This window comes from Streptomyces sp. V3I7, assembly GCF_030817495.1.
In the GTDB taxonomy this organism is placed as follows: Bacteria; Actinomycetota; Actinomycetes; order Streptomycetales; family Streptomycetaceae; genus Streptomyces.
Genome location: NZ_JAUSZK010000001.1, coordinates 4,951,239 through 4,976,908 on the forward strand (window position 1 = coordinate 4,951,239; position 25,670 = coordinate 4,976,908).

Sequence of the window (25,670 nt, forward strand, 5' to 3'; positions counted from 1 at the left end):
GCCAGGGCGTACGACGACGCCGAAGGGCCGGCACCGTGATGGTGCCGGCCCTTCGGCGTCGCTCGCTCGTCTCCGCTACTGCTGCGTCCAGCCCGGGGGCATGGCACCCGGCTGCGCCTGGTTCTGCTGCGGGCTCTGCGGCGCCGCCTGCTGCTGCTCCCAGCCCTGGCCCTGCGCCGGGCCCTGACCGGGGTAACTCTGCGGCTGCTGCTGCCAGTTCTGCCCCTGCTGCGGGGCGCCGGGCTGGCCGTAGGGCTGCTGCTGGGGCGGGTAGCCCGGCTGCGGACCGTGCTGGAGATGCGGGTTGCCGAAGCCCTGCTGCGTACGCGCGATGTCCTCGGCGACGAGGGACGCGATCTCGAAGTAGGCCTCCCGCGTCTTGGGACGCACCATGTCGAGGTCCACCTCGGCGCCCGCGGCGAGGTGTTCGTCGAAGGGCACGACGACGACACCGCGGCAGCGGGTCTCGAAGTGCGCGACGATGTCCTCCACCTTGATCATCTTGCCCGTCTCGCGGACACCCGAGATCACGGTGAGCGACCGCTGCACGAGATCGGCGAACCCGTTCGCCGTCAGCCAGTCGAGCGTCGTCGACGCGCTGCTCGCACCGTCCACCGAGGGGGTGGAGATGATGATCAGCTGGTCGGCGAGCTCCAGCACTCCGCGCATCGCGCTGTAGAGCAGACCGGTACCCGAGTCCGTGAGGATGATGGGGTACTGACGGCCCAGCACCTCGAGCGCGCTGCGGTAGTCCTGGTCGTTGAACGTGGTGGAGACCGCCGGGTCCACGTCGTTGGCGATGATCTCCAGCCCGGACGGCGCCTGCGAGGTGAAGCGGCGGATGTCCATGTAGCTGTTCAGCTGCGGGATCGCCTGCACGAGGTCGCGGATGGTCGCGCCCGTCTCGCGCCGCACCCGTCGGCCGAGGGTGCCGGCGTCCGGGTTGGCGTCGATCGCCAGGATCTTGTCCTGCCGCTCGGTCGCGAGCGTCGCGCCCAGCGCCATGGTCGTCGTGGTCTTGCCGACGCCGCCCTTGAGGCTGATCACCGCGATCCGGTAGCAGGACATCACCGGCGTACGGATCAGTCCCAACTTCCGCTGCCGCTCGGCCTCTTCCTTCTTCGCGCCGAACTTGAAGCGGGACGGGCCCGTGTTGTTCTTGCGGGCCTTGGGCTGGTTGCGCAGCAGCCGGTCCGACGAGAGCTCCACGGCGGCGTTGTAACCGAGCGGGGTACCGGGCGTGGCCTGCTGCTGGGGCGACGCACCCGGACCGGCCTGCGGGCCCGCCGGCGCGGTCCAGCCCTGGTTGCCGTACGGGGCCTGCTGCTGAGGGGCGGTGGGCTGCGGATACGGCGCCTGGGCCTGCGGCTGCGGCTGGGCCGGAGCGGCCGGTGCCGGGGCCTGCGGCGCGGCCGGGGGCTGCGCCTGGGGGGCGGGCTGCTGGGCCGGGGGCTGCGGGTAGCCGTACCCGGGCTGCTGGGGCGGGTAGCCGTAGCCCGGCTGCGGCGGAACCGGCGGCTGGGGGTAGCCGTACCCGGCGGCCTGCGGCTGGGGCTGCGCGCCCGGGGCGGGGTAGCCCGGTGGCGGCTGGACGGGCGGCGGGCCGAACGCGCCCTGCGGCGGCGCCTGGTGCGGGAGTTGCCCGGGCTGCGGCTGGGCCGGGGGCTGCGGGTAGCCGTACCCGGCGGCCTGCGCTGCCGCGGCGGCAGCGGCAGCGGCCGCCTGCGGGTCGGGCTGACCCGGCTGGGGCGGCATCGCCTGGCCGGGGTGCGCGGGCGTGTACCCGGGCGGCAGCGGAGGAATCCGCTGCTCGGCCTGGGGTGCGGGAGGCGCCGGCGTGCCCGGCACCGGAGGCTGCTGACCCTGCGCGGGCGGCATGGCGGCGGCCGCGGGAGCGTCGGGGGCGGCCGGGGCCGTTTCCGCCGTCGCGGCCTCGGGCTCGGCCTGCGCGGGGGCCTCGGCGGCGACCGGCTCGGGAGCCGTCTCCTCCGCCTGCGCACCGGAGTCGTCCGCCGTGGCCTCGCCGGCCGGGGCCTCCTCCGGCTCCTCGTCGTCGGCGTCGCCGAACAGCCTCGCGGCCTCGGCGTCGGCGGCGGCATGGTTGAGCTCGGGCGCCGGCTGCTCGGGCACACTCGGCGCCGCCGTCGCCGTCGCGGCCGCCGAGGTCTCCGGGGCGGCTTCGTCGACCGGGCGCAGCACGGGGAACCCGGGCGCCGGGGCGGGCGCGGCCGGCGTCTGCTGCCGCGGCTGTCCCTGAGCGGTGGACGTCGTCTCCTGGCCCTGCTGGGGATAGCCGTATCCACCGGGCGCGGGCGTGGGCGTGCCGCCGGGCGTCCAGGCGGCGGCCGGAGCGGCCTGCTGCGGGAATCCGTAGCCACCCGGCGCCGGCGGGTTCTGGCCGGGGGCGCCCTGGGCGTACGGTGGGCCCGGCTGCTGCGGCGCCGGGGCGGGAGGTGCGGGGGCGGCGGGCGGCCCGGCGTCACTCTCACCCGTGGCCGACGAGCCGCTCTTCGTGCTTTGTGCGTACCAGGCGGGCGGTGTGTAGACGATCTCGAACTCGCCGGTGAGATCCACGTCGTGTTCGTCCCCGTCCGAGGACGGGCTGCCGCCGTTGTACTCGGACCGATCGCTGTTCACTGCTTGCCTCCTGGTCAGCCACTGCTGCTGAGTTGGTCGTCGTCGCGGCCGGGCGGACCGAGTGGCGAGTCCCACGCGGCTGCGATCGTCGCCGCATCACCAAGAAGACTAATCACTCGTATCGCGGTACGGAAAAGCGCCCATGGAGCGCGGCGCCATCGGCACCGCGCTCCGGGAAAAGGACGGTGCGTCAGTCCATACGACGAGCCGCGCCGAGCAGACCCGTCTCCGCATCAGTGGGGTCGGTCATGACGAACTTGCGGTGCTTGCGAGTGCACCACAGAGCGACCCCGTCGTGAAGGGTCGGCAGCGGCTGAAGACTCTCGTCGGGGAGCCCCAGGGTGTCGCGCACGATGTCGGTCTCCTGGGGCGAGATGCGCTGGATGCCGACCAGATCCGCCTGCGCGAGCCAGCGGGGCGCGTGCTCGCCGACGAACGGGAGCACCGTCATCACGGACTGCCACGGCAGGGACGTCACCCGGCCGCGCGGCGGACGGATACCGCAGTCGCGGATCAGCACCACCGGACTCGACACGGACGGGCCCTGCGCGGGCACCCGGCCCACCGGGTAGACGGTGACGCACTGCTGACCGCCACCAGCCGCCTGGGCCAACTGCTGCCAGGCCTGCGGACGGCCGGTCTCCACGCCCACGCGCGCGCCCGTCGCGGCGGCGCGCAGCGCCAGCACCTGGGCGAGCCAGAGACCGCCCACGAGCACGACGTCGAAGGAGGTGGGCCGGGCCAGGCCGAGCACGGCCGGCTGCCCCTCGGGGTCGGTACCGATGATCACGCCGTCGTCGCCGATCGGCACGCTGACCGCCGCCAGCTCGTCGACGGTGACGACATGACGGTTGCGGCGCGGCCCGCGCAGCCCGAACCCCGGGCTGAAGATGCGCCGTTGCTGCTGCTGCGGCGCCTGGGGCTGCTGGATGATCGGGATCATGCCGGTGTCGGTGGGCGATGCCACATGCGCCGGCGTGCGTCCGGAGCCCCGGCCCTGCTGGCCCGGGTCGGTGACCATGGCGGGGTGGGACATCAGTGCGTACCTCCGAGCGGCAGAGTGGCGAGTGCGCCGGGAACCTGTTCCCGGTCAAGGCGTACCAGACCGACCTTCGCGGCACTCGCGGCCCGCTCCAACTCGCGTCCCACCTGGGCGAGTTCACTGTCGCCCCGGGCGGTGACACGGATGTGCCCGCTGAGGGAGACACCTCGGTTCCCGGCCCGGCCCAGGGTCAGGCTGAACGTGGTGGCGAGAACCGGGAGCGAGGTGAAACGCGTGATCAGCGCGGGCAGTTCCACACCGGCGCCCAACTGCGGCCAGCGGGAGAGCCAGTACGTGGTGTGCCACCGGTCGTCGACCCGCCAGCTCTTGACCGACTCGACCGTACGACGCTGGGGCTGGCGCCCGTCCTGCGCGTGCTGGGCGTTGGCGCGCGGGTTCAGGCAGCTGGACGTCGCCAGCGCCTGCACCAGCTCGGTCTCGTCCAGGATCGTCGCCTTGAACCCGGCGCCGTCGAGCCGGCTCGCCAGCTGGTCCGCGACACGCAGCAGCGCGCGCTGGGCACCGGGCATGCCGTTGCCGCGCGCTTCGACCGCCTCCGGGCACAGCTCCGGGTCGAGCCGGAGCGCGACCCAGGTGAGCCGCAGCGCGGGAGAACCGGCGTGCGCCTGGAGCGGGCCGTACGACCGCGCGGCGACCGACTGCTGGGGCAGGTGCGGCGCGGGCGCCGGCTGGGTGTGCTGGACGACCTGGGCGGACGTGAGCCGGATCCCGTCGACCTCCAGGGCGTCGTGGACCAGTTGGAGCGGCAGCTGCCGCTCGGCGGACGCGGGACGCAGTGGCTGGTCGCCCGGCTGCACGAAGAGCACGGCGGTGAGGAAGGTCCCGTCGCCGATCATGCCGATCGAGCGGTTGTCACGGGACACGAACGAGAACGTCCGCAGCGCCGGGTCGCACTCGACGGTGGGAACCAGCATCGGGTCCGTACCGGGCGGGACGGGCGCCTTGGCCTCGCGGCGACGGCTCCGGAACGCGCGCGTGGTCTCGTACCACTCGGGCAGCGGCCGCCGTCCGCGGCGCAGCACCGCGAGGAGCAGCAGCAGCGCCGCCACGGCTCCGGCGGGGGCCAGCAGCCACGAGACGTGCGTGGCCCAGGCGGTGAGCATGACGGCCGCGGCCAGCTCGATCAGGATGAGCTGCTGGAGGCGTACGGGTCCCATGCCGCCGGGGCTGGGCAGCGTGCGCGGGGAGGCGGTGACGGGAGCGGGCGCCGAGGCGCGTCTGCGGCTCGGCCCGTCCTGTTGCTGCTGTGCGCGGCGTCCGCGCCGAGTGCTCGTAGCGCTGGTCATCCCCCGGGACATCCCTTTCGCGAAGTGGTGGCCGTTCACCGGGTGGAGATCCTCTGTTGGAGATCCCGGCGACGGGCCAGGGGCGCCGATGGCCCAATCTCTGTGCGAGTGGCTCACGGTACCCGCTGCGGAACGCGGGGCGACACAGGGGAACCCAAACCCCAGGTCGCCAGCCTTTCACGGACCGGCCCGCGATGGGGCAGCGCGGTCGTGAAGCTCTGTGAAGATGCGGGGCGGCCACGGACCTGATGGACCGGCGCCTCGCGGTGCAGGGCATAGTAGGTGCCCTGCTCGGCCGAAGCGCCCGGCGAGCACACGGAAGCAGCCCGGCCGAACCGCGGAAGCGGACCGCCGAGGATGCGGAAGTGGCCCTCGGGGACGCCGAAGCGCCCCCTCGGGCACGATCGAGCACACACGGCACGATCAAGCACGCACGATCAAGTACGCACGGGCAAGTACGCACGATCAAGCACGCACGGGCAAGTACGCACGGGATGATCGAGCACACACGGGACGATCGAGCTTCACCACACGATCGAGCATCACAAAACGGGAGACCTGGGGACCATGGCAAAGCGTCGGGACGAGCTCGCCGCCTACACGTTCGCTCGCAAGCGCACCGTCGCGGCCTTCCTTGCGCCGTCGCCGGGCGGCTCCGAGGAAGGCGCACCGCGTCCCCTCCACACGGTGATGCCCAGCCTGGCGATGGGCGTCGTGCTGGTGGTGGGCTTCATCGCCTGGGGCGTCATCAAGCCTACGGCGCCGGAGGGTTGGGACACTCCGGGTGAATACATCATCGTGGACAGCGACTCCACGACGCGTTACGTCGTCCTGAAGGACAACAAGGTGCCGACGCTGCACCCCGTCCTGAACTACGCCTCCGCCAAGCTCCTCCTGGACAAGGGCAAGGGCAGCGTCATCGAGGTGCCCGGCAAGGAGATCGACAAGAGCGGCATCCCGCACGGCGCGACGCTCGGTATCCCGTACGCCCCCGACCGGCTGCCCGCCGCGTCCGACGCGGAGAAGCCCAAGACCTGGGCCGTGTGCGAGCGTCCGGCCCCCGGATCGCACGACGCCGTCGACCGGGCCGTGTTCGTCCTCGACGCCGCCGACGCCAAGTCGCTCGAGAAGACGGGGAAGGTCGACGCGAGTCAGGCCCTGTACGTCACGGACCCCAAGACCTCCCGCGAGTACCTGGTCGACAGCAAGGGCCGCGGCTTCCTCATCGGCGGCACCTCGGGCCTCGACAGCACCACCATGGAGCAGTTGCGCGCCGCCGTCTTCGGCACCTCGGCCCAGCCGCAGCCGGTGAGCCAGGAGTGGCTGCACACCCTCAACCCGGGCGGCATCATCACCTTCCCGGTGATTCCGGCGGCGGGGTCGCCGACCACGGTGTCGGGCCTCCCGCAGGAGGCGAGCACGGTGGGCCGCATCCTCAAGGCCCAGGACGCGCAGGGCACTCAGTACTACGTCGTCCTCAAGGACCGGGTCGCCGCCATCACGCCCTTCGTGGCCAACCTGCTCAAGTACTCGCCCTCGGCCAAGGCGGCCTACGGCACCGACCAGATCACCGACATCAAGGCCACCACCCCGGACATCATCGCCGCCAACGGAGGCCAGGCCGCCGGCTTCTACGCGGACAAGGGCTGGCCCCAGGCCGTCCCGCACCAGGCCAACTTCGCGGGGACGGGCGCCGAGCAGCCGCACTCCACCTCGTGCAGCGTCTACAACGGCACCTTCGGCGCCGACGGCAAGCCGAGGCTCGGTGCCTGGGCGGGGGCGACGTACCCCAAGAAGACCATCGCCGACTCGCTGAGCGCCTACGTCTCCTCCGGCTCCGGGCTCCTCTTCCAGGAGGTCACCGGCCAGGCGCAGGGCGGTGGCGCGACCTACCTGCTGACCGACACGGGGCTGCGCTACTCGCTGCCGTCGAACAACGACAGCTCGGCGAAGGAGGGCGGCACCACGCCCACCGCCCCGGGTTCCTCGGCGGAGGGGGCGAGCGAGACGGACAAGGCGCGCACGCGGCTGGGCTACGAGAAGGTCGCCAACCCCGCGGTGGTGCCCCAGTCCTGGGCCGCCTTCGTCCCCAAGGGGCCGACTCTGGACACCGGTGGCGCGATCCAGCCGCAGGCTCAGTGACGGCCCAACGCCCGTGCAAATGGCTGGACTTGAGTGCCGGATCACAGAATCATCGCTCTAGTGTGTGAGCCGTGTAACTGATTTGCCGCGTCTGTGGATGAGAGACGGGCGGACGATAGAGTGTTTGCAGCATCCATGGGTGCGAAGCCTTGCCGGGTACCCGCGCGGGTTTCCCGGATCAACATCGACATGGGGGAAGGTTCATCATGGCCGGCCAGTTCCGGGTAACAGAGGACGAACTGACCAAGCTCTCCGGCGACCTGAGCAACGTGAACGGTCAGCTGCAGGGTGAGATCCGCCGTCTGAACGGCGTGATCGACCAGATCGCGGGCGGCTGGCAGGGTCAGGCGGCCCAGTCGTACCGCCAGCTGCAGGAGCGCTGGAACTCGGACGCGAAGAGGATGAGCGACATCCTCAACGACATCAAGGAAGCCGTGGACTCCACGCGGAGCAACTACTCCGCCTCGGAAGAGCAGCAGAACTCGGAGATCAGCAAGATCATGTCCGACTTCGGCTGAGCAGGCCGACTCGGATCCAGCTGTTTTCCGGTTCACCGCTTTCCACTGTTTCCCCTCGACTCTTCCTGAAAGGGAACGACGATGTCGATCCTCGTCAATTACGCCACCATCACCAACGCGTCCACCGACGTGAAGACCACCGCCGGACGCATCAAGCAGCAGCTCGACGACGTCGAGGCCGCGGTCAAGCGCGTCGCCAGCACCTGGGAAGGTGAGGCGCAGGAGGGCTACCAGCGCAAGCAGCGCGAGTGGGACCAGACCGCTGCCGACCTGCACGCCACCCTGCTGAAGATCTCCACCGCGCTGCAGAGCGCCGCCGAGAACTACCAGGCCACGGAGAAGAGCAACGCCTCGACCTGGGGCTGATCTCGCCGGCGACCCGGGAGGCTTGAGATGAAGAGGTTCGGCCCAGTCGACGCCAAGGCGTCGGCTGGGCCGACCTCATCTCCGGGTGCGCACACGGTAATTCCGGAAGACCTTCACAAGTGCCGACGCGCGTTCACGCTCGCGTGTACGTGCTCGCGTACAACGGCACACGGAGCCACACACACCGACATGACCGAGCTTCGTACGAAGCAGGCGAGCCCTGGGGGCCTGAACATGGGGGGCCTGACAGCCCGTTCGCGTAGCCGCGACAGTGGAACCCGCGCACTTCAGCGGGTCTTTGGTGTGCTCGCGGCGACGGGGCTCTGCCTCGCGACCGCCGCACCGGCGGCCCTGGCCGCCGAGACCGTCCGCGGCCACTCCGATCACCATGACCGTCCCGACTTCGGTCTGGCGGCGAGTTCGGAGTGCGTCTTCGGCGGAGGCGTCATCAAGTCCACGCCGTGGTCGCTGCAGCGGCTCCTCCTGGACCAGCTGCACGCGCAGGCGACGGGCGCCGGCGTCACCGTCGCGGTGATCGACACCGGCGTTGACGACCACAACGCCCAGCTCCGGGGCGCCCTGGCCGGCGGCAAGGACTACGTCGGCTCCTCGGACGGCGACCAGGACCTCGAGGGCCACGGCACCCGCGTCGCCGGAATCATCGCCGCCCGCCCGGTCAAGGGCACCGGCTTCCAGGGCCTGGCACCGGACGCCAAGATCCTCTCCTACCGCTACACGGGCGGCGAGGAGAAGCAGGGCAACTCGAGGACGATGTCCGCGGCGATCCGCTCCGCGGTCGCGGCCGGCGCGAAGATCATCAACATCTCGTCGGACACCACGGGCCGTCAGGACAACCTGGAACTGAGCAACGCCGTGGCGGCCGCAGTGCAGAAGGGCGTCCTGATCGTGGCGGCCGCCGGCAACGACGGAGCCAACGGCAAGTCGGCGAACACGTACCCGGCGTCGTACCCCGGCGTCCTGGCGGTGGCAGCCTCCGACCGCAACGACGAACGCGCCTTCTTCTCACAGTCGGGCAACTTCGTCGACATAGCGGCACCGGGCGTCGGCATGGTCTCCACGGTCCCGAAAGGCGGCCAGTGCACCGCCGACGGCACGAGCTTCGCGGCCCCGTACGTCACGGGCGTCGCAGCCCTCCTGAAGGAGAAGCACCCCAACTGGACCGCGGCCCAACTGGCCACCCGCATGGAAGAAACGGCCCAACGCCCGGGCCGCGGCCCCAACCGCTACATCGGCTGGGGCGTCGTCGACCCGGTCGCCGCCCTCACGGGCAACGCCACCCCCGGCACCTCCCCGAAACCCGACCCGCCGGTGAGCGCCGGCTCGGCAGGCGTCGTACCCATGGCGGTGACCATGGGGGAGAGCGAGGCGGATCGGGAGCGCCGGGTGGCTGTGTATGTGCTGGGCGTGGGGCTCGTCCTCGCGCTGGTGATTACGGGGAGCGGGTTTGTGCTCCGGGACTGGCGGATCAAGCGGGCTGGGCGGCTGGGCTAGGGGAGCTGTCGGGCCGGCAGGTGACCTGGGCGCCGTGGTGGCGCCGGCAACTTGAAAACAGGGGAGAGGACAACGGGGTATGAGTAACGGTATGCGGGTTGATCTGAGCGCGCTGGATGAGGTGATCCGGAAGCTCAACGGCCTTCTGTCGGACATGGACAAGGCCAACACGAAGGCGAAGTACGAGACGGATATCCCGAGCACCGCCTTCGGCAGCATGAAGTTCCTGGAGTCCAACGAGCTCCACAGCGCTCACCAGGAGCAGAAGGCCAGGATCGAGAAAATCATCAAGGGGCTGCACGAGCTGATCGACAACTTCGGCACGAGTACCTCGAAGGTCAGGGACAAGTACAGCAACCAGGAGCAGGCGACCAAGCAGGGTGTCAGTGCTGCTCCGGATGGCGCCGCCAGGGGTGCGGCGAACTAAGCCGTTCAGGGACAGTCACTGACAGAGGGGACCTTCGAAAATGGCCTACGGTGCCGGGTACTACGACAATCCTGAGTACATCAAGGCTCAGCAGCGAGCACGAGAGCAGCGAATCCAGGACAAGCACGACGAGAAGCTCGAATCGCTGCCTAATGGCGGCAAGGGCGGTGTGGACCGCAGCAAGCTCGACACGCCGTTCATGAAGTTGAGTATCCCTGAGCTGCGATCCATGATCCTGGACGCGGACCCGGGTCGGATCTACGACGTCAGTCAGCACTGGAAGTCCGTCCACAACATCCTCTCCGGCGGTGACGGTGACGGTAAGACCGGTGGGGTGGATCAGGTTTCCGCGAGCGACAGCGTCGCGGGCATGATGCAGAGCGCCGTTGAGAACGTTCTCGAGCACTGGGAGGGCGACGCGGCCGATGCGTTCCGCAAGAAGGCCAACGAGATCATGCAGAACATCCGGAACGGATCTGCGTGGGCGAACCATTACGCGGAATCCATGCACGCTGTGCAGAACGACCTGCGGAACTCCATGGAGAAGATGCGGGACGTCGAGGTGCCGTCCGGCTGGTCCAGCGCGTGGGACAAACTCACGGACGACGGGCGCAGCGACGAGCAGCTGCTTGAGGACATCAACAAGGGTGTGAGCACGGACGCCGCCCGCCAGGCCAACGCCGACTCCTTGTCGAAGGGCAAGGAAGAGCAGTTGAAGGGGGTGGCGATCATGGAGGACTTGGCGGCCAACTACAAGGCGTACGCGAAGCCAACGCCGCCGGTTAATGATCGTGATCCGATCTCTCCCCCCAACCCTAGTACGCCGATGCCTCCCCCCATCGCCATGCCTCCCGCTGGCAGTTCACGCCCACGTACTGGAAGTACCCCGCCCAAGCCGTGGAGCGCTGGCCCGACCGCCACCGTCAAGCCAGCCCCTACAGTGCCGCGTGACCCCGGCATCACGGGAGGTTCGCAGCTTCCGACGGCGAAGACAACGGTAGACAGCATCTCCCCCGGTCTCACGGGGACCGGACCCGGCATGAGCACTGGAGGCGTCACCGGCGGGGGTGGTGGCATCGGTGCCGGCGCGGCTCAGGGCCCGGGCCTCGTGGCTCCTGGCGGAGTATCCGGACTCGGCAGCGGAGCGGCCGCACGGGGTGGTTTCGCAGCCGCGAATGGTCGTGGTGGCGTGGCTGGCGGAGGCGCGGCGGCTGGTCGCGGCGCTGGAGGCCGAGCTGGCATGGGTGGTATGGGCGGTGGAGTCGGTGCCGCTGGCCGAGGCAGTGCTGGTACCACGGGTCGTGGGGCCCTCGCCCGATCCCGGGGCGGTGTTATCGGTACGGCCAAGGGTGTCTCAGGCAAGGGCACGGGTGGCGGTGCCGGCCTGCATGGGAGTCGCGGCGGGACTCAGCGCGGTGCTGGCGGCATGGCTGGCGGTGCGGGCGGTCGCGATGGGCGACGTTCCGAGGGCGAGAACAGGGGGGACCGTCCCGACTACCTTGTTGAGGATGAAGAGACCTGGATCTCGGAAGAGGACCGCAACCGAAACGTACCGCGGACCATCGAGTAAGCAGGCTAGTGGGCTGGACGGCGACTCGCCGCCGCCCGCCTATGCACGAAGGCTGAAGTCCCCAGCCACAGTTGAGTGAGGAGCAAGAAATTGGGTTACAAGCGAGCCTGGTCCACGACCGGCGTCGTGGCACTGACAGGAGCCTTGCTCCTCACTTCAGCCCCAATTGCCTCAGCGGATTACATCCGGGATGCGCAGTGGCCCCTAACGGTGTACGACGCCGAGAAGGTCTGGAAGACCTCCGAAGGGGAGGGCGTCACCGTGGCTGTGATCGATACTGGTGTGGATGCCACGCATCCCGACCTGACAGGCCAAGTACTGCCAGGAAAGGACTTCAATGGTGGGGATCCTCACGAGGACAGCAATGGACATGGGACTGGTATGGCGAGTCTCATTGCTGGTCACGGACATGGGGTAAATAACTCTGCAGGCGTGATTGGGCTTGCGCCGAAGGCCAAGATCCTTCCAGTGCGCGCTGAGGTCGACGGACAAATGTCGCGCAACTGGTCGGAGGGCGTCCGCTACGCGGTAGACCAAGGCGCAAAGGTAATCAACCTTTCGTTCAATGACGACGGTTCAGTCCCGGGCACGGCACGCGCGGAGGCGATTGCATATGCCCAAAAGCATGATGTCGTAGTTGTGGCCGGTACAGGTAACGATGCGGGAACGGTCAGTTACCCGGCCGCACTGCCAGGCGTGGTCGCCGTGACCGCACTAGATAAGAACTTGGACTTCTGGAATGACTCAAACACTGGTAAGGGCGTGACCCTTGCGGCGCCTGGAGCGGAAGTCCCAGTAGCAGATCCTACGACTTCCAACGGCTATGCGAACGCCACTGGCACATCCAATGCCACTGCCTACGTCTCCGCTATCGCCGCGTTGATCCGTTCCAAGTATCCCGATCTCACCGCAGGCCAAGTCATCAACCGCCTACTCAAGTCAGCCTCTTTCCTACAACACAAGGGAAAGAAGGCTCCGGACAGTGAGTTGGGCTACGGTATCGCCCGCCCGGGTACAGCGCTGACGATGGACATCCCCGCAGGCCCCAAGCAAGGCCCCCTTGCCCAGCCAGTGCCGTCCAAGTCCGCGCACTCCGCTGCCGGTTCTGAAAGCAATGACAGCAAGGCTGAGGCGAAGTCTTCCTCTGGGAGCATCTTCCTCATCGGCGGCATCGCAGCCGTCGTGGTCGTCATTGCCATTCTCTTCGCGGTGATCCGCAGCCGTCGTAACGGTGGCTCTGGCTCAGGCGGCGGCTTCCCTCCCCAGGGACCGGGCTATCCGTCCTACCCGCCGGCGGGGCACCAGCCGAACTCAGCTGCCGGCCAGGGCCATCCGACGCCTCCGGGGCAGGGGCAGCAGCGCAACCCCTACATGCAGTAGCCGCCGAATCAAGGACAGCAGGAGCAACTTCCCATCAGGGCGGGCGAAGGGCACCTCACTCATGTGTCCGCCCGCTCAGCATCCGCTCCCCGCCGCGGCTCCCAGCCAGTTGGGTACGTACGTAAGCCATTTCTCAGGGGCAGCTACAGCAGATTCCAAGCGTTTACAGCCAGAACCCGTCGGACCCGGTCCGGTAAAAACAAATGCCCTCAGTTCGAGGGGGTGAGCATGAAGTTTCCGACTTCTCTTGACTGGATCTCTTGGTCAGCTCCCTCGACTCGTGCCTGATCATCAAGATGGCACGGGCATCAATCCGCTGACACTGACTCGGCCAACGCACCATTCTTTACTCAAGGAGCCATTCATGGGGGAGTACTTCAGGACGGACACGGCTCAACTGGAGCAGTTCATTAAGACTCTCGAGGGCTGTATTCGAGATCTGAACGACGCGAGGACTGCTCTGGTTCACGTCCGTTCTGACCAGATCGGTACCAAGCGCCTGGACGAGGCATGTGACAGTTTCCAGGAACGCTGGAAGTATGGATCTGAGCAGACCAAGAAGATGGTAGATGCCATTAGTGAGGGCGTGAAGTCGAACAAGAAGGGTTACGAAGAGGTCGAGGAATCCCTGAAGACGGCCTTTAAGCAGTGTTCGACCGGTCGAGGGGATGCAAAGTAATGGCGACGAATCCGTATCCCAATCTCGGCTGGAACCCTGTACCGGGAATTCCCGGCGAAGTCAACGCGCTGCGGCAGAAGGTCTCTTCGGCTGCCGTCTCGCTGCGTAACTGCCATGCCCAGCTTTCACGACTGAGCGGTGAGAGCAGCTACTGGGAGGGGGACGCGGCGAAGGCCTTCCGTAAAGCGATCAACGGCGATCTTGAGACGTACATCAAGAACGCTGCCCGCTCTTTGGAGAAGGCTGCGGCGCAACTGGGGAACTGGGACGGGTACCTGACGTCCAACCGTGACCTGGCGCAGAAGTACGACAACGCGGCAGCCGAGAAGAAGTCCGCGGTCGCATCGGCCAAGGAACGTCATGCCCAGGCGGAGCACCACCCAGACCTCAAGCTCGCCGGCCAGCAGTTCTCCAGTCAGGAAGAGGCCGATGTAGCGACAGAGCGGCTGCGGGCGGCTGAACGCAGCCTCAACGAAGCCACTGTTGCGCTGAACCTGGCGAACAACGAATACAACGACGTCATACGCAAGGCTGAGGTGCTGGAGACCGCACACGCGGACGATGCCGAGACGGTGGCCGAGTCGCTCGATGACGCAACGGACAAGTTGGCGCCTCAGGAGCCAGGCTGGCTGAGCAAGGCAGTCGATGCCATTTGGGACGGGCTCAAGGCAACTGGCAAGTTCCTGCTGGACCACGCGGGGACCATTGGTGCCATCGCCGGTCTGCTGGCGCTCTTCCCTACGCCGCTGACTCCGTTGTTCGCCGGTATTGCGGTGGTGGCTAGTGCGGCGTCCATGTCCAAGAACTTGGCCGATGCGAAGTTCAGAAGTGACTTGCTCGGTGGCGGAAGCGGCATGGACACGTTCTCTGCGTGGGCATCAGTCGCCGGTGACACGGTCGGTATGATCCCGGGTGGGAAGGCCCTTGGGCTGGCAGCTAAGGAAGTAACCGAGGGTGTGAGCATGGCTGGCAGGATGGGCGTAGCACTGTCAAACACCGCAAAAACTGGTGCCTTTATCAGGGAGGTTATTCCTGCCTTCTCGAAGACCGCCGCGGGCGAGGCCACCGATGCTTGGCGTTTGGCAGGGGAAAGCGCTGGCGAGTCGGGCAAGTTGATGGCGGCCATCAGTGCCAGTGGCGTAAATGTCGCGGCGAATATGGTGTCGTCCGCAGAGACTTTTGGATTGGTTTCTGATAGCGGTACCGAACACAACACCTCGGAGAGCACGAAGGCGGCTGTCACGCTGCACGACATGGCCGGTCTTGTGGGGTTGCTGTAGTGAAATCAACTGCTCCTGAAGGGCGGATCGTGCAGTGACCGATGTCTTCACTGAAACAGGGAGCTGGTTGAAGCCCGTAGTTTGGTACGGACTCCCGCATGGTTACCTGCAACTGGATCTCAACCCGCCCTTCGAAAACGTCGTGGAACTGATCCAGCAGGTACTCAGCCTGCCGGAGGAGTCGCGCGACTCCGCGGAACGCGTGGTGCGGTTCTATGCTGGCGTGGTGTGCCTGCTGAATGCGCAGAACGTGCTGGGGTGCGCAATGGGACTGCACCCGGATGAGTCTGACGGGTTTACCTCTTCCGTCCTTACGATTTCAGCCGTTCCGGTGGCCGATGCCAACGCCAAGCTCGTAGTCGCGAGCCTTGCGGGATGCGTCACCGACCGGTCGGACGAAGGTATGCGGCCTCTGGAGCTGCCGTGTGGGACGGGGTTCCTTGCGGAGAAGAGGCGACGCATGCCGACGCAGGGTGGGACGCCTGAGGGAAGTGACATGCCCCCGGTGTGGCAGGGGACGGTCGCAGTTGCGGACCCGAGGGGCCGGGACATCTTCCTGCTGCAGTTGGTGACGTCCGCGGTGGATCTTGCTGATTCCTATCGTGATGTGCTTGTCGGCATCGCGCACACTATGTCGTTCACTGATCCCACACTTACCGATGCTGCAGGCAACGGCAGCGCGACGCCTGGATCTACAGCTATTGATGCGATTTGGAATGACTTCGGTTAGCTGAAAGTCCTGTCGAATCTGGGACATAGAAGGAGAGGATATGTCGGCGACGTCTCCGCATACGAACACACCCGAGGCCATGAATGTTGATCAGGTGATGAAGCGAAATTTCATCGCCCTGCTCAAGCTTCTTGCTGTGAGGATATTTATCAGCGCAGTGCTCATTGCTGTACCGGTGGTGCTGTTTAAGGCTGGTGCCCCGAACACTGTTTTCTTGGTGTTGCCCATCGTCCCTGCAGTGTTTTTGCTGGTCCTTACCGTGTACCGTCTTTGGGGTGGCGTCCGCCTGGTGCAATGCCGCAAGGTGCTGGATCACTATCCTCTTCAATTCCAAGCGCGGGTGATGAAGAAGAGCTCGTTGTGGACCGAGTACGGCAACGTTTATGAGCTCAAGATTCCCACCCGGGGCGAGCATGGAGCTCCCATGATGAAGGCGATCAATGCGGCCGGACGCCGCCGTTGGCCAGAGGGGACGGAGGACGGGGTTTGGGTTGCGGGGGACCTCGTTTTCGGAGGGGTGATGGTCGTGCCCGGCAGCAGTGCAATGTTCTTTCTGAATCCTGCAGATTGGGACAAGCTGGCCTCCAAGCGTGAGCAGGCTGGCGAGGAGCGGATTGCTCGGGCGGAGCAGGCAGGTATCAATAGGCGAAATTGGCGGAAGCCAATTCTGCTGTGGGGTGGGTAGTTAGCAGTGAATCAGCCTCTTTCGTCCTGAATCTTACAGCGGGCCAAGACATCAACCGCCTGATCAAGTCGGCTAACTTCGCGCACCATAAAGAGTTGAAGGAGCCGGACGGCGAATACGGTTACGGGATCGTCCGGCCCTGCACGGCGCTGACGGAAGACATCCCTGCTGGCACTAAGGGGAACGGATGTCGGCCGCGGGGCTTGCGCTTGCCGTTGCCACGCTGCCGTTGGCCTTCGCGCTGGCGTCCCTTGAGGGCTCCTGAGCTTTGCCTACTCCGGTTGCCGGGGTACGTACGTCATCCATGTCGTCCATGTCGAGAAGGAGACCCGGGCTGTGACAGAGCTTCCCGACCTCGCGCTCGGTGAGACTGCGGCTGCCCCGTCGCCGGCTCGTGGGCTGGGCGGGCGGTTGTTCGGGGGCGTGCTGCTGCTCCTCGCCTTGGGGATCTGTGGCGGCGGGGTCAGCATGATGCTCTCCGCTGCCGGGGTGCAGAGCGTGCAGGGCACTCTCACCGTTGAGCGGTGCTGGATGCAGGACCGTACGGGCCAACCCCTCGACGACTCGCGCTGCTCAGGGACGTTCCGGCCGGACGGGGGCGGGGAGGCGGTGGAGAACGCCGAGTACCGGGGCGGCCAGGCCACCGAGATCGCGGTCGGTGAGAAGCTTCGGGTTCATCAATCGGGTTCCACGTACGAGCTCTCCGGCGGCAAGGGGATCGCCCGGGGTGTGCTGATGGTGTTCGGCGGGGTGGCCTTCTCCGCGCTCGCGGTGCCGTTCCTCGCTACGGGGATTCAGCCGCTGGGGCTCGCCGGTACGAGGGAGCGAGCGCGGGCACTGATGCTGGCCAGTTCCGAGATCAAGGGGACGACGGCCGGGCGCGTGCGCAAGGTGCTGTTCCTGGTCGGGCTCGGAGGGATGCTCGTCTCCTACTTCGTCTCCGCGACCCTGAGTTGAGTCGCGGATCACCGGCCCGGCCGCCCGTAAACGATCAGAAGAAGTAGCTGACCAGGAACAGCGCCACGGCTCCCACCAGTCCTACGCCGATCAGTCCCACCACAGCCGGTCGCGTCGCTCCCGCACCCGACAGCTTCCAGGCCGCGTCGAAGGTGATGCGGCTGCGGCCGAAGGGGGCGTAGCCGGTGGCGAGGCAGAAGACGCCGAGAGCGGTGAGGACCCAGCCGCCGAAGAAGCAGGAGAACCATCGCAGGGCGCGGTCCAAGCCGGTGGCGACGTAGTCGCCGTCCGTGCCGTTCGTGCCCGTCGGCGCGTCCGTCTGCTGCACCGGCAGTTGCGTGCCCTGCGCGAGGCGCGCCCGGAGCTGTACGGCGGCGTTGGTGTCCTTGCTCTTGCCGTCCTCCGAGACGAAGGTGCCGTGGCAGCGGATGGGCCGGCGGTTCTTTCGGCTGCTGCGGGAGGCGTTGTTGAGGTAACTCACCTCGCACCGCTCGACGGTCAGGGTGCCGTGTGTGCCCGCCCAGCCCGCCGCGTACGCCCCTTGGTACGCGCCGAGGCCGCTCACTATGAGGCCGGCGAGGAGGAACACCAGGCCGCCCGCTCGGCCGAGGCGTCCGAAGGTTCTGGAGACGAGGCCGAGCAGGAAGCGGTCGATCGCGGAGCGTTGTGCGGTGCCTTGCGTACGAGCCATGACGATGGTGTCCCTCTCCTGTTCGGTCAGTTGCGTCAGCATGGCACCCCTGTCGCCCCAACGGGCAGGGAGGGGAGGACAATCGCGCACTCCGTGCTCCGCACTTCGCAGTCAGGTGTTGTCGGCGTCGGGGATACTGCGAGGACGAGAGGCGAGGAGACGCGAGGAGCGCGACATGACCAGGCAAGCCGACAACTCACCGGATCCGCAGGGCTCTTCGCAGGACCGTGGTGTTCTGGACGAGGCGCTCGAGCCGGAGCAGATACGGTCCCTGAACTCCGCCCTGCGAAAGGTGACGCATACCGACGGCGCTGGCAAGGAGCTCCAGGACGTGGCGAAGCGGCTGCTCTCCGGACGCCTCGCCCTGCGCGACGCACTGGACGACCCCGCGGCGGCACACACCCTGGGTGCGGGGATGGCGTCCCTGCGAGGCCAGTGGGACGCGCTCCCCGAGGAGGAGCGGGAGAAGATCCGTCACGAGGAGGCGGCGACGCCGAGCGGTGGGGCCTCGTCGGCGTCGTCCTCGCCGGCGCGTTCGGTAGGGGAGGCCTCGCAGGCGGGGAGGAAGAGCACCGGGCGGCACAGCGGCGGGTTCTCGCTCTACTGACCTGACCCGGCACCAACTCACCCAACCCCAAATGACCCGAGCCCAACCGACCCGACCCCAACCGACCCGACCCCAACCGACCCGACCCCAACCGACCTGAGCTCGTCAGGTCGGCCAGGCCAGTCAGGCCGTTCAGGCCTGGTGGTTCCGGTTCCCGATGGCGTAGGCGATGCTCCACGCGGCGACCGCGGCGACCACCAGGCCGATCAGCGAGACCACCGTGCTGCCGGCCGAGGAGCCCCACCAGGCCTTGGCCGGGAGCAGGGGGTCGCTCTCCAGCATGAACTGGATGGCGCTGGGCGTACGTCCGTCAGCGATGATGAGCGGGATGGCGTTGGTGTAGCCGAAGAATGCACCCACCGGCGCGATGATGGCCGCCCCCACCCGGGCCCCGCCGCTGCTGCGGCCCACCTGACCTGCCAGCGCGCCGACGACCGCTCCGTTGATGAACGCGTGGGCGATGTAGAGGACGTACGCCGAGGTGCTCGACAGGTCCTTGTACACCGCCAGGATGAGGCCGGTGTAGAGCAGCGAGACGATGACCGAGGCCAGGAGTCCGAGGAGTACGGCGCCCACCGGCTGCCCGTCGCCACTGGCCGGCTGGCCCATGGGGGAGACCTGGTACGCCGGCGCGGGGTGCGGCGGATACATCGGCGGCTGGGCTGGGGCCGGCATGGGCCCGGGCCCGGGGAACGCCAGGGGCTGAGGAGGCGCGGGTGGCATCGCACCGGCCTGCACGGGCGGCTGGGCATGGACGGGCGGGGGCGTACCGGGATATGACGGGGGCTGGGCCGGAGCGGTCGGTACCCCCGTCGGTATCGGCTGCTGCTGGGGTACGGGCGGCTGGCCGAAGCCCGGTTGCTGCTGGGGCGGCGCAGGCTGGAGGTAGGGGTTGTACGGGTTGTGCGGTGGCGGCTGGAACTGCGGCTGGCTCATTGGCTTCCCGTGGGGTGAGGCGGCGGCGATGGGGACGGGGAAGGGGGCAGGGTGGGTGCCGGTCCGGCGGAGAGTTCGACGCGGCCGAGGCGGCTCGCCGACTGCCCCTCACTGCTCTTCGGCTACGAGCCGGGGTGGCGCCCCTGCTGCTGTCGGCGGTACAGCGCGATGGCCGCCTCGGAGGGGAAGTTGGGGACGGTGACCGTCTCCCCGGTGGCCTTCGACACCACGATCTTGCTGCCACCCGGCGAAGAGGGGGCGAGCGGAGCCCCGTTGGGGCCGGTGGCCCTGGTGACAGGCGGGGGTTCCGGGTACACCAGGTAGCCGATGTCGAACTCCTCGACGCGCAGTTGGGCCGGGCTGCCGTCGGGCAGCTTCGGCTGGGCGTAGCGGCTGCGGACGATGTCGGCGGCCTCTTCGGGAGTGGTGGGCGGCGCGGCTGGGCTGTCCGACGTCATGCGTGGCTCTCCTTCTTCCTTCTCGCGGGTCTTCTCACCGGTCTTCTCACGGGTCTTCGCGCGTCTGCTCTTGATCTTCTCGTGGCAGGGGTGTCAGAAGAGCCCGTCCCACATCTGGTCGACGATCAGCGACCACCAAGTCGCCGGTGTCCCCAGGGCAGAGGGGTCGATGGCGGCCAACTGCTCCTGCAACGAAGCGACTTCCGCGCCCGCCGCGACCGGATCCATGCCCCGCATCCGGTTCCGCGCGGCGGCGAGGACGGCGAGGGAGCGGGCGAAGGCGGCGGCCGAGATATTGACGTAACGGGCTGACGCGTTCACCGGGTCGATGGCCCACAGCGCGCCGAGGCCGTCCGGCTGCCCCGAACCCGGCTGGCACTGCACCGCGATGACCGCGACCCCGTCGAAGCCGATCCGCACCAGGTACGACAGGGCGTTGATCTTCTCCTCGCCGGCCGGGCTGCGGCGTTCGCGCAGGTTGGTGGCGACGTCCGTGAACAGGCCGCCTGCGGGCGGGTTGTCGGGCCGGTCGGCGGTGAAGAGGAGCGGGAGGTCGGCGGGGAGACCGGCCCAGGTCAGCGTGGACCTGGTGGCCTCGGGCAGCGGGGTGTCGGCGACGTCGTCGGCGTCGTAGCGTCGTACGCCGTCCTGGCCGAAGGTCTCCGTGAGGTGGCGGCCGAGGGCCACGTCACGCATCGGTTCCGCGGGCGTGACCGGCGTGGGCAGCGGGACGCGGTGCGGGCGGGGCGGCGGCGTCTGGCCGGCCATCCGGTGCAGTGCGTCGACCTGCTCGATGAGCGCGGCGACGCCTTCGGCGCGGTCCTCGGGACGGGCGCCGTAGTTCTGCGAGCAGGACAGGCTGGCGTTGCGGAACCGGTTGAGGAGCTCGGCGGTGTAGCCGCCGGGGAGCAGGCTCGGGCGCAGGTCGGTGTGGACGGCGATGACATCGGCGTCGGGCACGTTCATGCGCTGCAGCTCGCCCCACGCCTGGTACTCGGCCGGCGGCAGACCGGGGCCGGAATTGCGGAAGAGGGTGGTCTCCTCGCCGCTGGCCGGGTCGGTGTAGGTGAAGACGGCGGTGTTGCCGGGGCCGGTGACCGGACGACCGCCTTCCGGCGAGCCGCCGCTGGCTCCGGCGCGCTCGCCCCCGCCCTGGCCTTTACCCTCGCCCTCGCCGCGGCCCGCGCCCGCGCCCGCGCCCGCGCCCTCGCCGTGGCCCGCGCCCTGCGCCGCGGGACCGTGCTTCTGCTGATACATCCGTACGACCTCCTCGACCGGCACCGACGGCCAGACGGTCAGCTCGCCGCTGCGGCGGTCGACGACCCCGCAGGCGTCGCCGATCGAGGCGGGCGGGCGCCGCTCCCCGGTCTCCGGGTCACGCTCGGGCTCAGCGGGGGCGGCCCACACGACCCACCCGAGGTCGAACTCCTGCATCCTGACCTCGCGGCGCGGAGCCGCCGAGCCTTCCGGGTTGAGCCAACGGTCGGCGACGGCGAACGCCTGCTCCTGGCTGATCACGAGGAGGCTCCTTCGGTGGTCGAGAGATCGGATCTGCGGGATGTGTGGGGGAGAGAGGAGGACCAGTGCCGTCCGCGGCTACGAGGCTATCGCCGGGTCCGCCTCGGCCGCCCGGGGCTCCGGGAGGATGCGGAGGGCCTTCGCCCCGCGGTCGGTGGCGACCAGGAGGATGCCGTCGGGGGAGAGGTCGGCGCCGGTGAACGGGGTGTCGGAGATCAGCGCGGCCACGATCTCCTGGCTCGCGCGGTCCCAGACACGTATGTAGTCAGCGCCCCGGCTCATTCCCAGCGGGGCAGCGATCCGTTCCTCCTCCGACGGGCGGAGGATCTGCGCGGGGTCGGGCGCGGGGTCGTCCAGGGCGTCCGGCTGGACCAGACCGTGGACGAGGACCGCGGAGTGCCGTACCTCTTCGGCCGGGGCCGCCTCCTCCTCGCCAGTGGGTTCCGCCGGAGCGGCGCCCTCCGCGGGTACGACGAGGACTGCGACCGGCGCGGCCGGCCCTTCGGGGCGCGGAAGAGTGCCGACGGTCACGGCGCTGACGCCGGGAACGGGCAGGCTCCACAGCGTCTGCCAGGGAAGATCGAGGCCGAGCCCGTGCACGGCGCCGGCGAAGTCGGGCAGTCCGTCCTCGACGAACGCGGTCTCCAGCAGTGCGGCACGCAGCAGGGCGGGCGCCTGGGTACGGGTCAGCAGGGGTGCCGTACGCAGGTACGTGCGGGCGGGCGCGCCGAGCTGCTCCAGCGGTACGGCCTCGACGGCGGCGCGCAGCGGCACCGGATCGGCGTACACGAACAGGCTCGGGTCCGTGAGGAGTTGGGGAAGCAGACCCGCTTCCAGCGTGTGGCCGGCGATGTGATCCCGTACGTACGGGTCCGCCTTGCTCCAGTCCTGCGCCGGTACCGCCTCCAGCAGCGCCATGGCCATCCGCGTCTGGGCGGCGCGTACGTCGGGCAGCCCGGCGCGGATCTCGTCGGCGACGGCCGGGTGCAGCAGCCGGAGCAAGGTACGCCCGCCCTCGCCCTCCTCCGCGGCCTCGCCCTTCTCCGCGGCCTGGTCCTCGTCCCCGGCCTGCTGCTCCTCCACCTGGATGAAGGGCGCGGCCAGCAGCATCCCGTCCGCGATGGCGGGCCCCATGTCCTGCTCGGCGACGGCGCTCGCGAGGCGCAGCCACAGGTGTACGGGGAGGCCGTCCCCCTCGGCGAGAGCGAGCGGAGCCAGCATCTGGCGCAGCGTCTGCGGGTCGGCGCCGAGTCGCGCGGCGTGCAGGTCGAGGGCCTCGCCGACGCAGCTCGGCAACCGGCTCTCGTCGGCCGGGTCGAAGCCCTCGGGCGCCATCAGGATTCCGTTGACGGCGAGTTGGACGACCAGCGGACTGGTGCCTGCCCGGCGTCCGATGGCGGCGCCGAGGGCGAGGCGCGCCGCGGGGTCGACGGTGAACGGCAGCGCGGGCGCACCGAACTCCGGGTTCAGTGCCGCCTGGGCGTGCAGTACGAGGCCCACGGGGTCGGCCCACTCCGGTGCGTCGAGGTCGATGACCTGCACGGTGCCGGGCGGCAGACTCCCGGCGAGCTCGGCGGCGAGCGGACGCGGCACCTCGGCGAGGAGTCGCACCCTCTCGATGGCGGCGAGCGGGATGAGCAACTCCCTGACGAGCCGGGCCGGTTCGCCTGCGGTGCGCACGGGTCCGGCGAGGTCGACGTCGGGCACGACGACGGTCACCGGCCGCTCCAGCGCGGCCAGTTCGGCGTACAGGCCCTCGACACTGGTGGCGTTCAGGTCGAAGTGGTCGGCGAGCAGCCACAGCACCTGCGCGGCGGTCAGCCCGGCGGGGGCGGGTACGGCGGGCGCCGGCAACTCCGGCGGCACCGTCGACGGATCCATCTCGTCCAGCGGCAGTTGCTTGCGGAACTCCGGCTCGCACAGCATCAGAAACCCGGTGAGCAGCCGCGAACGCCCGCTGCCGGAACCGCCGGTGACGAGGGCCACACGGGGAATGCCGGACGAGTCGGGACCGCTGGGAGCGGCGGATGCGCTGGCATCGGCTGAAGCGGCGGGTTCGGCTGAAGCGGTGGGATCCTGGCTCCCCGCCCCACGCCAGGCGGCGAGCGCACGCAGCACGGCGGTGCGGCCGCCTATGTGAGGGTGCGGTGCGTAGTCCTCGGTCGAGCCGGTCATGGGTCGGTCCCCGTCCTCCGCCGTCGCGGGCTTAGCCGTCGCGGACTCATTCGCGTACGACAACGATCCTAGGCTGAGATCGCAGGTGGGCGAGGTGCGGTTCGGACGAGGGGGCTGTCGGCAGCGGTACTGACTCAACTGCGCTGGCGCAGCTGCCGTGTTGAATGGGCACACGTGTTGCGGCTGCAACCAGGCCGGTGCGAAGGGTGACGACCGCTATGGACAGCCTGTACCTGTCAACTTCGCGTTGATCTTGAAGCATGCAGTCGACCACGGGGGATTCCCAGGCATGTCCGCAACTCCGCCGCCGTACCAGAACCAGCCGCAGCAGCCGTACGGGCAGCCGCAGCAACCGCAGGCGCCGTACGGGCAGCAGCAGCCGTACGGAGCGCCGCAGCAGCCCCAGCCGCCGCGCAGGCCGCAGCAGCCCGGTGGCCCGCTCCGCGTACTGAAGTCCGTCCTGATCGTCGCGGTGGTCTTCGGCGCGCTGGTCTACTACGTGTGGGACTACAACACCAGCCCCACGGGCGGCAAGGCCAAGGCCCAGGCTTCGGCCTCCGCGCAGGCCAAGGAGGACGCGAAGCACGAACCGGAAGTCGGCGACTGCGTCAAGGTGAAGGACCCCCAGGGCGATCCGATGCCCACGATCGTCGACTGCGACTCGCCCGAGGCCGAGTACAAGACGGGTGACAAGCAGTACGGCGACGACCTGGACTGCCCGTCGAAGTACGACTACGGCATCCAGTACCACGACCTTCATCAGCTCGACTACACGCTGTGCTTCACGAAGGTCTGAGCGCGGGGGACACGGGGGCGGGATAGGCGCTGGTCTGCCGAGCGACAGCGCCGCTATGCGCGGCCGAACAGCCCCTCACTCGGTGCCCCAAGTGTCCAAGTCGCCGTCGGGTACGTGCTCCCAGTGGTCGGCGTCCTCGACCACCGGATCGATCTCCTCCGCCCACTGCCACAGGCTGCTGCGGGCGTCCTTCTGTTCGTCGGTGGTATTGAAGTCGCTGATCAGGAACTCGTGGTAGAGGCGGAGGAGGATGCAGAACTGCCGCAGGCTCGTCGCGAGGGTCACAGAGGAGTAGCCGGTGCTGTAGTCCTGGACGACGGCGCCGGTGTCTCCGTCGAGGAGGACGTTCCCGTTGGTCCATTCTCCGATGCGGTAGAAGGGGCCTTCGCTGTCGGGCAGCGGGGCGTCCGTGGGCCACGGGACTTCAGCCAGCCCGGTCTGGTGCAGTTCTGCCGTGTGGACGAAGGGGAGTTGGTCCGGCAGTGCGGGCAGTCCGACTGATGTGAGGAAGTGCCGGGTGTCCGGGGCGCGGAGGCCGGGTGGCAATCCCTCCTGGGGCAGGCGACGGCAAGTGCCCTGCCCGAACGTGGACTCCAGCCAGGGCCGCGTGGGTGCGTCCTCAGCCAGAGCTTCCGCAGGACAGTTCCAGACGGCTGCCTGAGTCACGGGGCCGACGAAGGGAGCTGGCAGCGCCGACAGATGCGGTTGCTGTCGGGGTACTACGTTCACTTCAACAGCGAACGGGCCGGACGGGCGGGGCGAGTTCAGGAAACTCCCAGGAGTCGCTCGCTGCCAGCAGGCCGGCGAGGTCTTGCCCTCCGGGGGCCGCTTTCGGCGATGCGTACGGCCGTGCGGGTGCCTGCTTACTGAAGGGGCCGAACGTTCCGAACGGGCGGCAGTTGCTCCAGACCGTCCGCCACGGGAGTGTGACGCCTGACTCGGCGACGATCGAGCGGGCGAGCTGTTCATCGCCGCGACCGACCGCGCAGTGGTGCAGCCACGCCACCCACTCATCATGCGGAGTGGACGTCACGCCCAGTTGCTCCAGATAGTGAATGTCCATGGCAACGCCGCGTTGCGGGATGCCCTGGGGCCACGCGGCGGCAAGCCCCCGCAGGAGACCCCTCGCATCGAGGTTCGCCAAGACGGGGCCGTCTTGCAGCAGGTCTCCGAGGAGGCCCGCATGGGCGGCGTGGATGCTTGCCGCCTGTGCCGCGTACGCCCCCAATGGGCCGGCCTCGGTGCCGGTCCATGCTC

Annotated in this window: 24 protein-coding genes; 14 read left to right on the forward strand and 10 right to left on the reverse strand. The window is 68.7% G+C overall.

The window, feature by feature from the left end; genetic code table 11:
- Window positions 1-75 precede the first annotated feature (75 nt).
- The 3 genes from QFZ74_RS23235 to eccE form a co-directional block, all read right to left on the reverse strand.
- A complete protein-coding gene (locus QFZ74_RS23235) occupies window positions 76-2,637 on the reverse strand; it encodes an SCO5717 family growth-regulating ATPase (RefSeq protein WP_307622742.1) in 2,562 nt (853 codons plus the stop codon).
- 190 nt (window positions 2,638-2,827) lie between these two features.
- Complete coding sequence (locus QFZ74_RS23240) at window positions 2,828-3,673, reverse strand: hypothetical protein (protein ID WP_307622743.1); 846 nt, start codon at window positions 3,671-3,673, stop codon at window positions 2,828-2,830.
- Window positions 3,673-4,986, reverse strand: a complete 1,314-nt coding sequence (eccE, locus tag QFZ74_RS23245) for a type VII secretion protein EccE (RefSeq protein WP_307622744.1) — start codon at window positions 4,984-4,986, stop codon at window positions 3,673-3,675. Before eccE ends, QFZ74_RS23240 begins: the two co-directional genes overlap by 1 nt.
- A gap of 567 nt (window positions 4,987-5,553) precedes the next feature.
- On the opposite strand from eccE, the gene eccB reads away from it, so the two are divergent.
- The 12 genes from eccB to QFZ74_RS23305 all read left to right on the forward strand — a co-directional run bounded on the left by eccB (window position 5,554) and on the right by QFZ74_RS23305 (window position 17,232).
- On the forward strand, window positions 5,554-7,128 hold the full coding sequence (gene eccB, locus QFZ74_RS23250; RefSeq protein ID WP_307622745.1) for a type VII secretion protein EccB: 1,575 nt from the start codon (window positions 5,554-5,556) through the stop codon (window positions 7,126-7,128).
- Window positions 7,129-7,334: 206 nt separating this feature from the next.
- Window positions 7,335-7,646, forward strand: a complete 312-nt coding sequence (locus QFZ74_RS23255) for a WXG100 family type VII secretion target (RefSeq protein WP_307622746.1) — start codon at window positions 7,335-7,337, stop codon at window positions 7,644-7,646.
- Between the two features lie 81 nt (window positions 7,647-7,727).
- Window positions 7,728-8,012 (forward strand): WXG100 family type VII secretion target, encoded by a 285-nt coding sequence (locus QFZ74_RS23260; RefSeq protein ID WP_307622747.1) that lies wholly within the window; start codon window positions 7,728-7,730, stop codon window positions 8,010-8,012.
- A gap of 303 nt (window positions 8,013-8,315) precedes the next feature.
- Complete coding sequence (gene mycP / locus QFZ74_RS23265) at window positions 8,316-9,524, forward strand: type VII secretion-associated serine protease mycosin (protein ID WP_307622748.1); 1,209 nt, start codon at window positions 8,316-8,318, stop codon at window positions 9,522-9,524.
- 79 nt (window positions 9,525-9,603) lie between these two features.
- The gene (locus QFZ74_RS23270) at window positions 9,604-9,951 is read left to right on the forward strand and encodes a hypothetical protein (RefSeq protein WP_307622749.1); all 348 of its coding nucleotides are present in this window, start codon (window positions 9,604-9,606) and stop codon (window positions 9,949-9,951) included.
- A 40-nt stretch (window positions 9,952-9,991) separates the two neighbouring features.
- A complete protein-coding gene (locus QFZ74_RS23275) occupies window positions 9,992-11,521 on the forward strand; it encodes a WXG100 family type VII secretion target (protein WP_307622750.1) in 1,530 nt (509 codons plus the stop codon).
- Between the two features lie 90 nt (window positions 11,522-11,611).
- Window positions 11,612-12,901, forward strand: coding sequence for a S8 family serine peptidase (locus QFZ74_RS23280; RefSeq protein ID WP_307622751.1), 1,290 nt, complete (start codon window positions 11,612-11,614; stop codon window positions 12,899-12,901).
- A gap of 364 nt (window positions 12,902-13,265) precedes the next feature.
- Complete coding sequence (locus QFZ74_RS23285; RefSeq protein ID WP_307622752.1) at window positions 13,266-13,580, forward strand: hypothetical protein; 315 nt, start codon at window positions 13,266-13,268, stop codon at window positions 13,578-13,580.
- A complete protein-coding gene (locus QFZ74_RS23290) occupies window positions 13,580-14,860 on the forward strand; it encodes a hypothetical protein (RefSeq protein ID WP_307622753.1) in 1,281 nt (426 codons plus the stop codon). Before QFZ74_RS23285 ends, QFZ74_RS23290 begins: the two co-directional genes overlap by 1 nt.
- Window positions 14,861-14,894: 34 nt before the next feature.
- Window positions 14,895-15,590: a hypothetical protein gene (locus tag QFZ74_RS23295; RefSeq protein ID WP_307622754.1), complete on the forward strand. Its 696-nt coding sequence runs from the start codon at window positions 14,895-14,897 to the stop codon at window positions 15,588-15,590.
- Between the two features lie 40 nt (window positions 15,591-15,630).
- Window positions 15,631-16,275, forward strand: a complete 645-nt coding sequence (locus QFZ74_RS23300; RefSeq protein ID WP_307622755.1) for a hypothetical protein — start codon at window positions 15,631-15,633, stop codon at window positions 16,273-16,275.
- 336 nt (window positions 16,276-16,611) lie between these two features.
- Window positions 16,612-17,232, forward strand: a complete 621-nt coding sequence (locus QFZ74_RS23305) for a hypothetical protein (RefSeq protein ID WP_307622756.1) — start codon at window positions 16,612-16,614, stop codon at window positions 17,230-17,232.
- A gap of 34 nt (window positions 17,233-17,266) precedes the next feature.
- Here QFZ74_RS23305 and QFZ74_RS23310 read toward each other — a convergent pair whose 3' ends face one another.
- On the reverse strand, window positions 17,267-17,965 hold the full coding sequence (locus tag QFZ74_RS23310) for a hypothetical protein (protein ID WP_307622757.1): 699 nt from the start codon (window positions 17,963-17,965) through the stop codon (window positions 17,267-17,269).
- A gap of 133 nt (window positions 17,966-18,098) precedes the next feature.
- Between QFZ74_RS23310 and QFZ74_RS23315 the strand changes: the two genes are divergently transcribed.
- Window positions 18,099-18,530 (forward strand): hypothetical protein, encoded by a 432-nt coding sequence (locus tag QFZ74_RS23315; protein ID WP_307622758.1) that lies wholly within the window; start codon window positions 18,099-18,101, stop codon window positions 18,528-18,530.
- 132 nt (window positions 18,531-18,662) lie between these two features.
- Here the strand turns inward: QFZ74_RS23315 and QFZ74_RS23320 are convergent, their stop codons facing one another.
- The 4 genes from QFZ74_RS23320 to QFZ74_RS23335 form a co-directional block, all read right to left on the reverse strand.
- Complete coding sequence (locus QFZ74_RS23320) at window positions 18,663-19,466, reverse strand: hypothetical protein (protein ID WP_307622759.1); 804 nt, start codon at window positions 19,464-19,466, stop codon at window positions 18,663-18,665.
- 122 nt (window positions 19,467-19,588) lie between these two features.
- Window positions 19,589-19,924, reverse strand: coding sequence for a hypothetical protein (locus tag QFZ74_RS23325; RefSeq protein ID WP_307622760.1), 336 nt, complete (start codon window positions 19,922-19,924; stop codon window positions 19,589-19,591).
- 93 nt (window positions 19,925-20,017) lie between these two features.
- On the reverse strand, window positions 20,018-21,442 hold the full coding sequence (locus QFZ74_RS23330; RefSeq protein ID WP_307622761.1) for an SUKH-4 family immunity protein: 1,425 nt from the start codon (window positions 21,440-21,442) through the stop codon (window positions 20,018-20,020).
- 78 nt (window positions 21,443-21,520) lie between these two features.
- On the reverse strand, window positions 21,521-23,617 hold the full coding sequence (locus QFZ74_RS23335; RefSeq protein ID WP_307622762.1) for an ATP-binding protein: 2,097 nt from the start codon (window positions 23,615-23,617) through the stop codon (window positions 21,521-21,523).
- A gap of 289 nt (window positions 23,618-23,906) precedes the next feature.
- On the opposite strand from QFZ74_RS23335, the gene QFZ74_RS23340 reads away from it, so the two are divergent.
- On the forward strand, window positions 23,907-24,413 hold the full coding sequence (locus tag QFZ74_RS23340; protein WP_307622763.1) for a hypothetical protein: 507 nt from the start codon (window positions 23,907-23,909) through the stop codon (window positions 24,411-24,413).
- A gap of 75 nt (window positions 24,414-24,488) precedes the next feature.
- Here the strand turns inward: QFZ74_RS23340 and QFZ74_RS23345 are convergent, their stop codons facing one another.
- Both QFZ74_RS23345 and QFZ74_RS23350 read right to left on the reverse strand, forming a co-directional pair.
- The gene (locus tag QFZ74_RS23345; protein ID WP_307622764.1) at window positions 24,489-25,142 is read right to left on the reverse strand and encodes an SUKH-4 family immunity protein; all 654 of its coding nucleotides are present in this window, start codon (window positions 25,140-25,142) and stop codon (window positions 24,489-24,491) included.
- Between the two features lies 1 nt (window position 25,143).
- The gene (locus QFZ74_RS23350; RefSeq protein ID WP_307622765.1) at window positions 25,144-25,557 is read right to left on the reverse strand and encodes a hypothetical protein; all 414 of its coding nucleotides are present in this window, start codon (window positions 25,555-25,557) and stop codon (window positions 25,144-25,146) included.
- Between the last annotated feature and the right edge of the window lie 113 nt (window positions 25,558-25,670).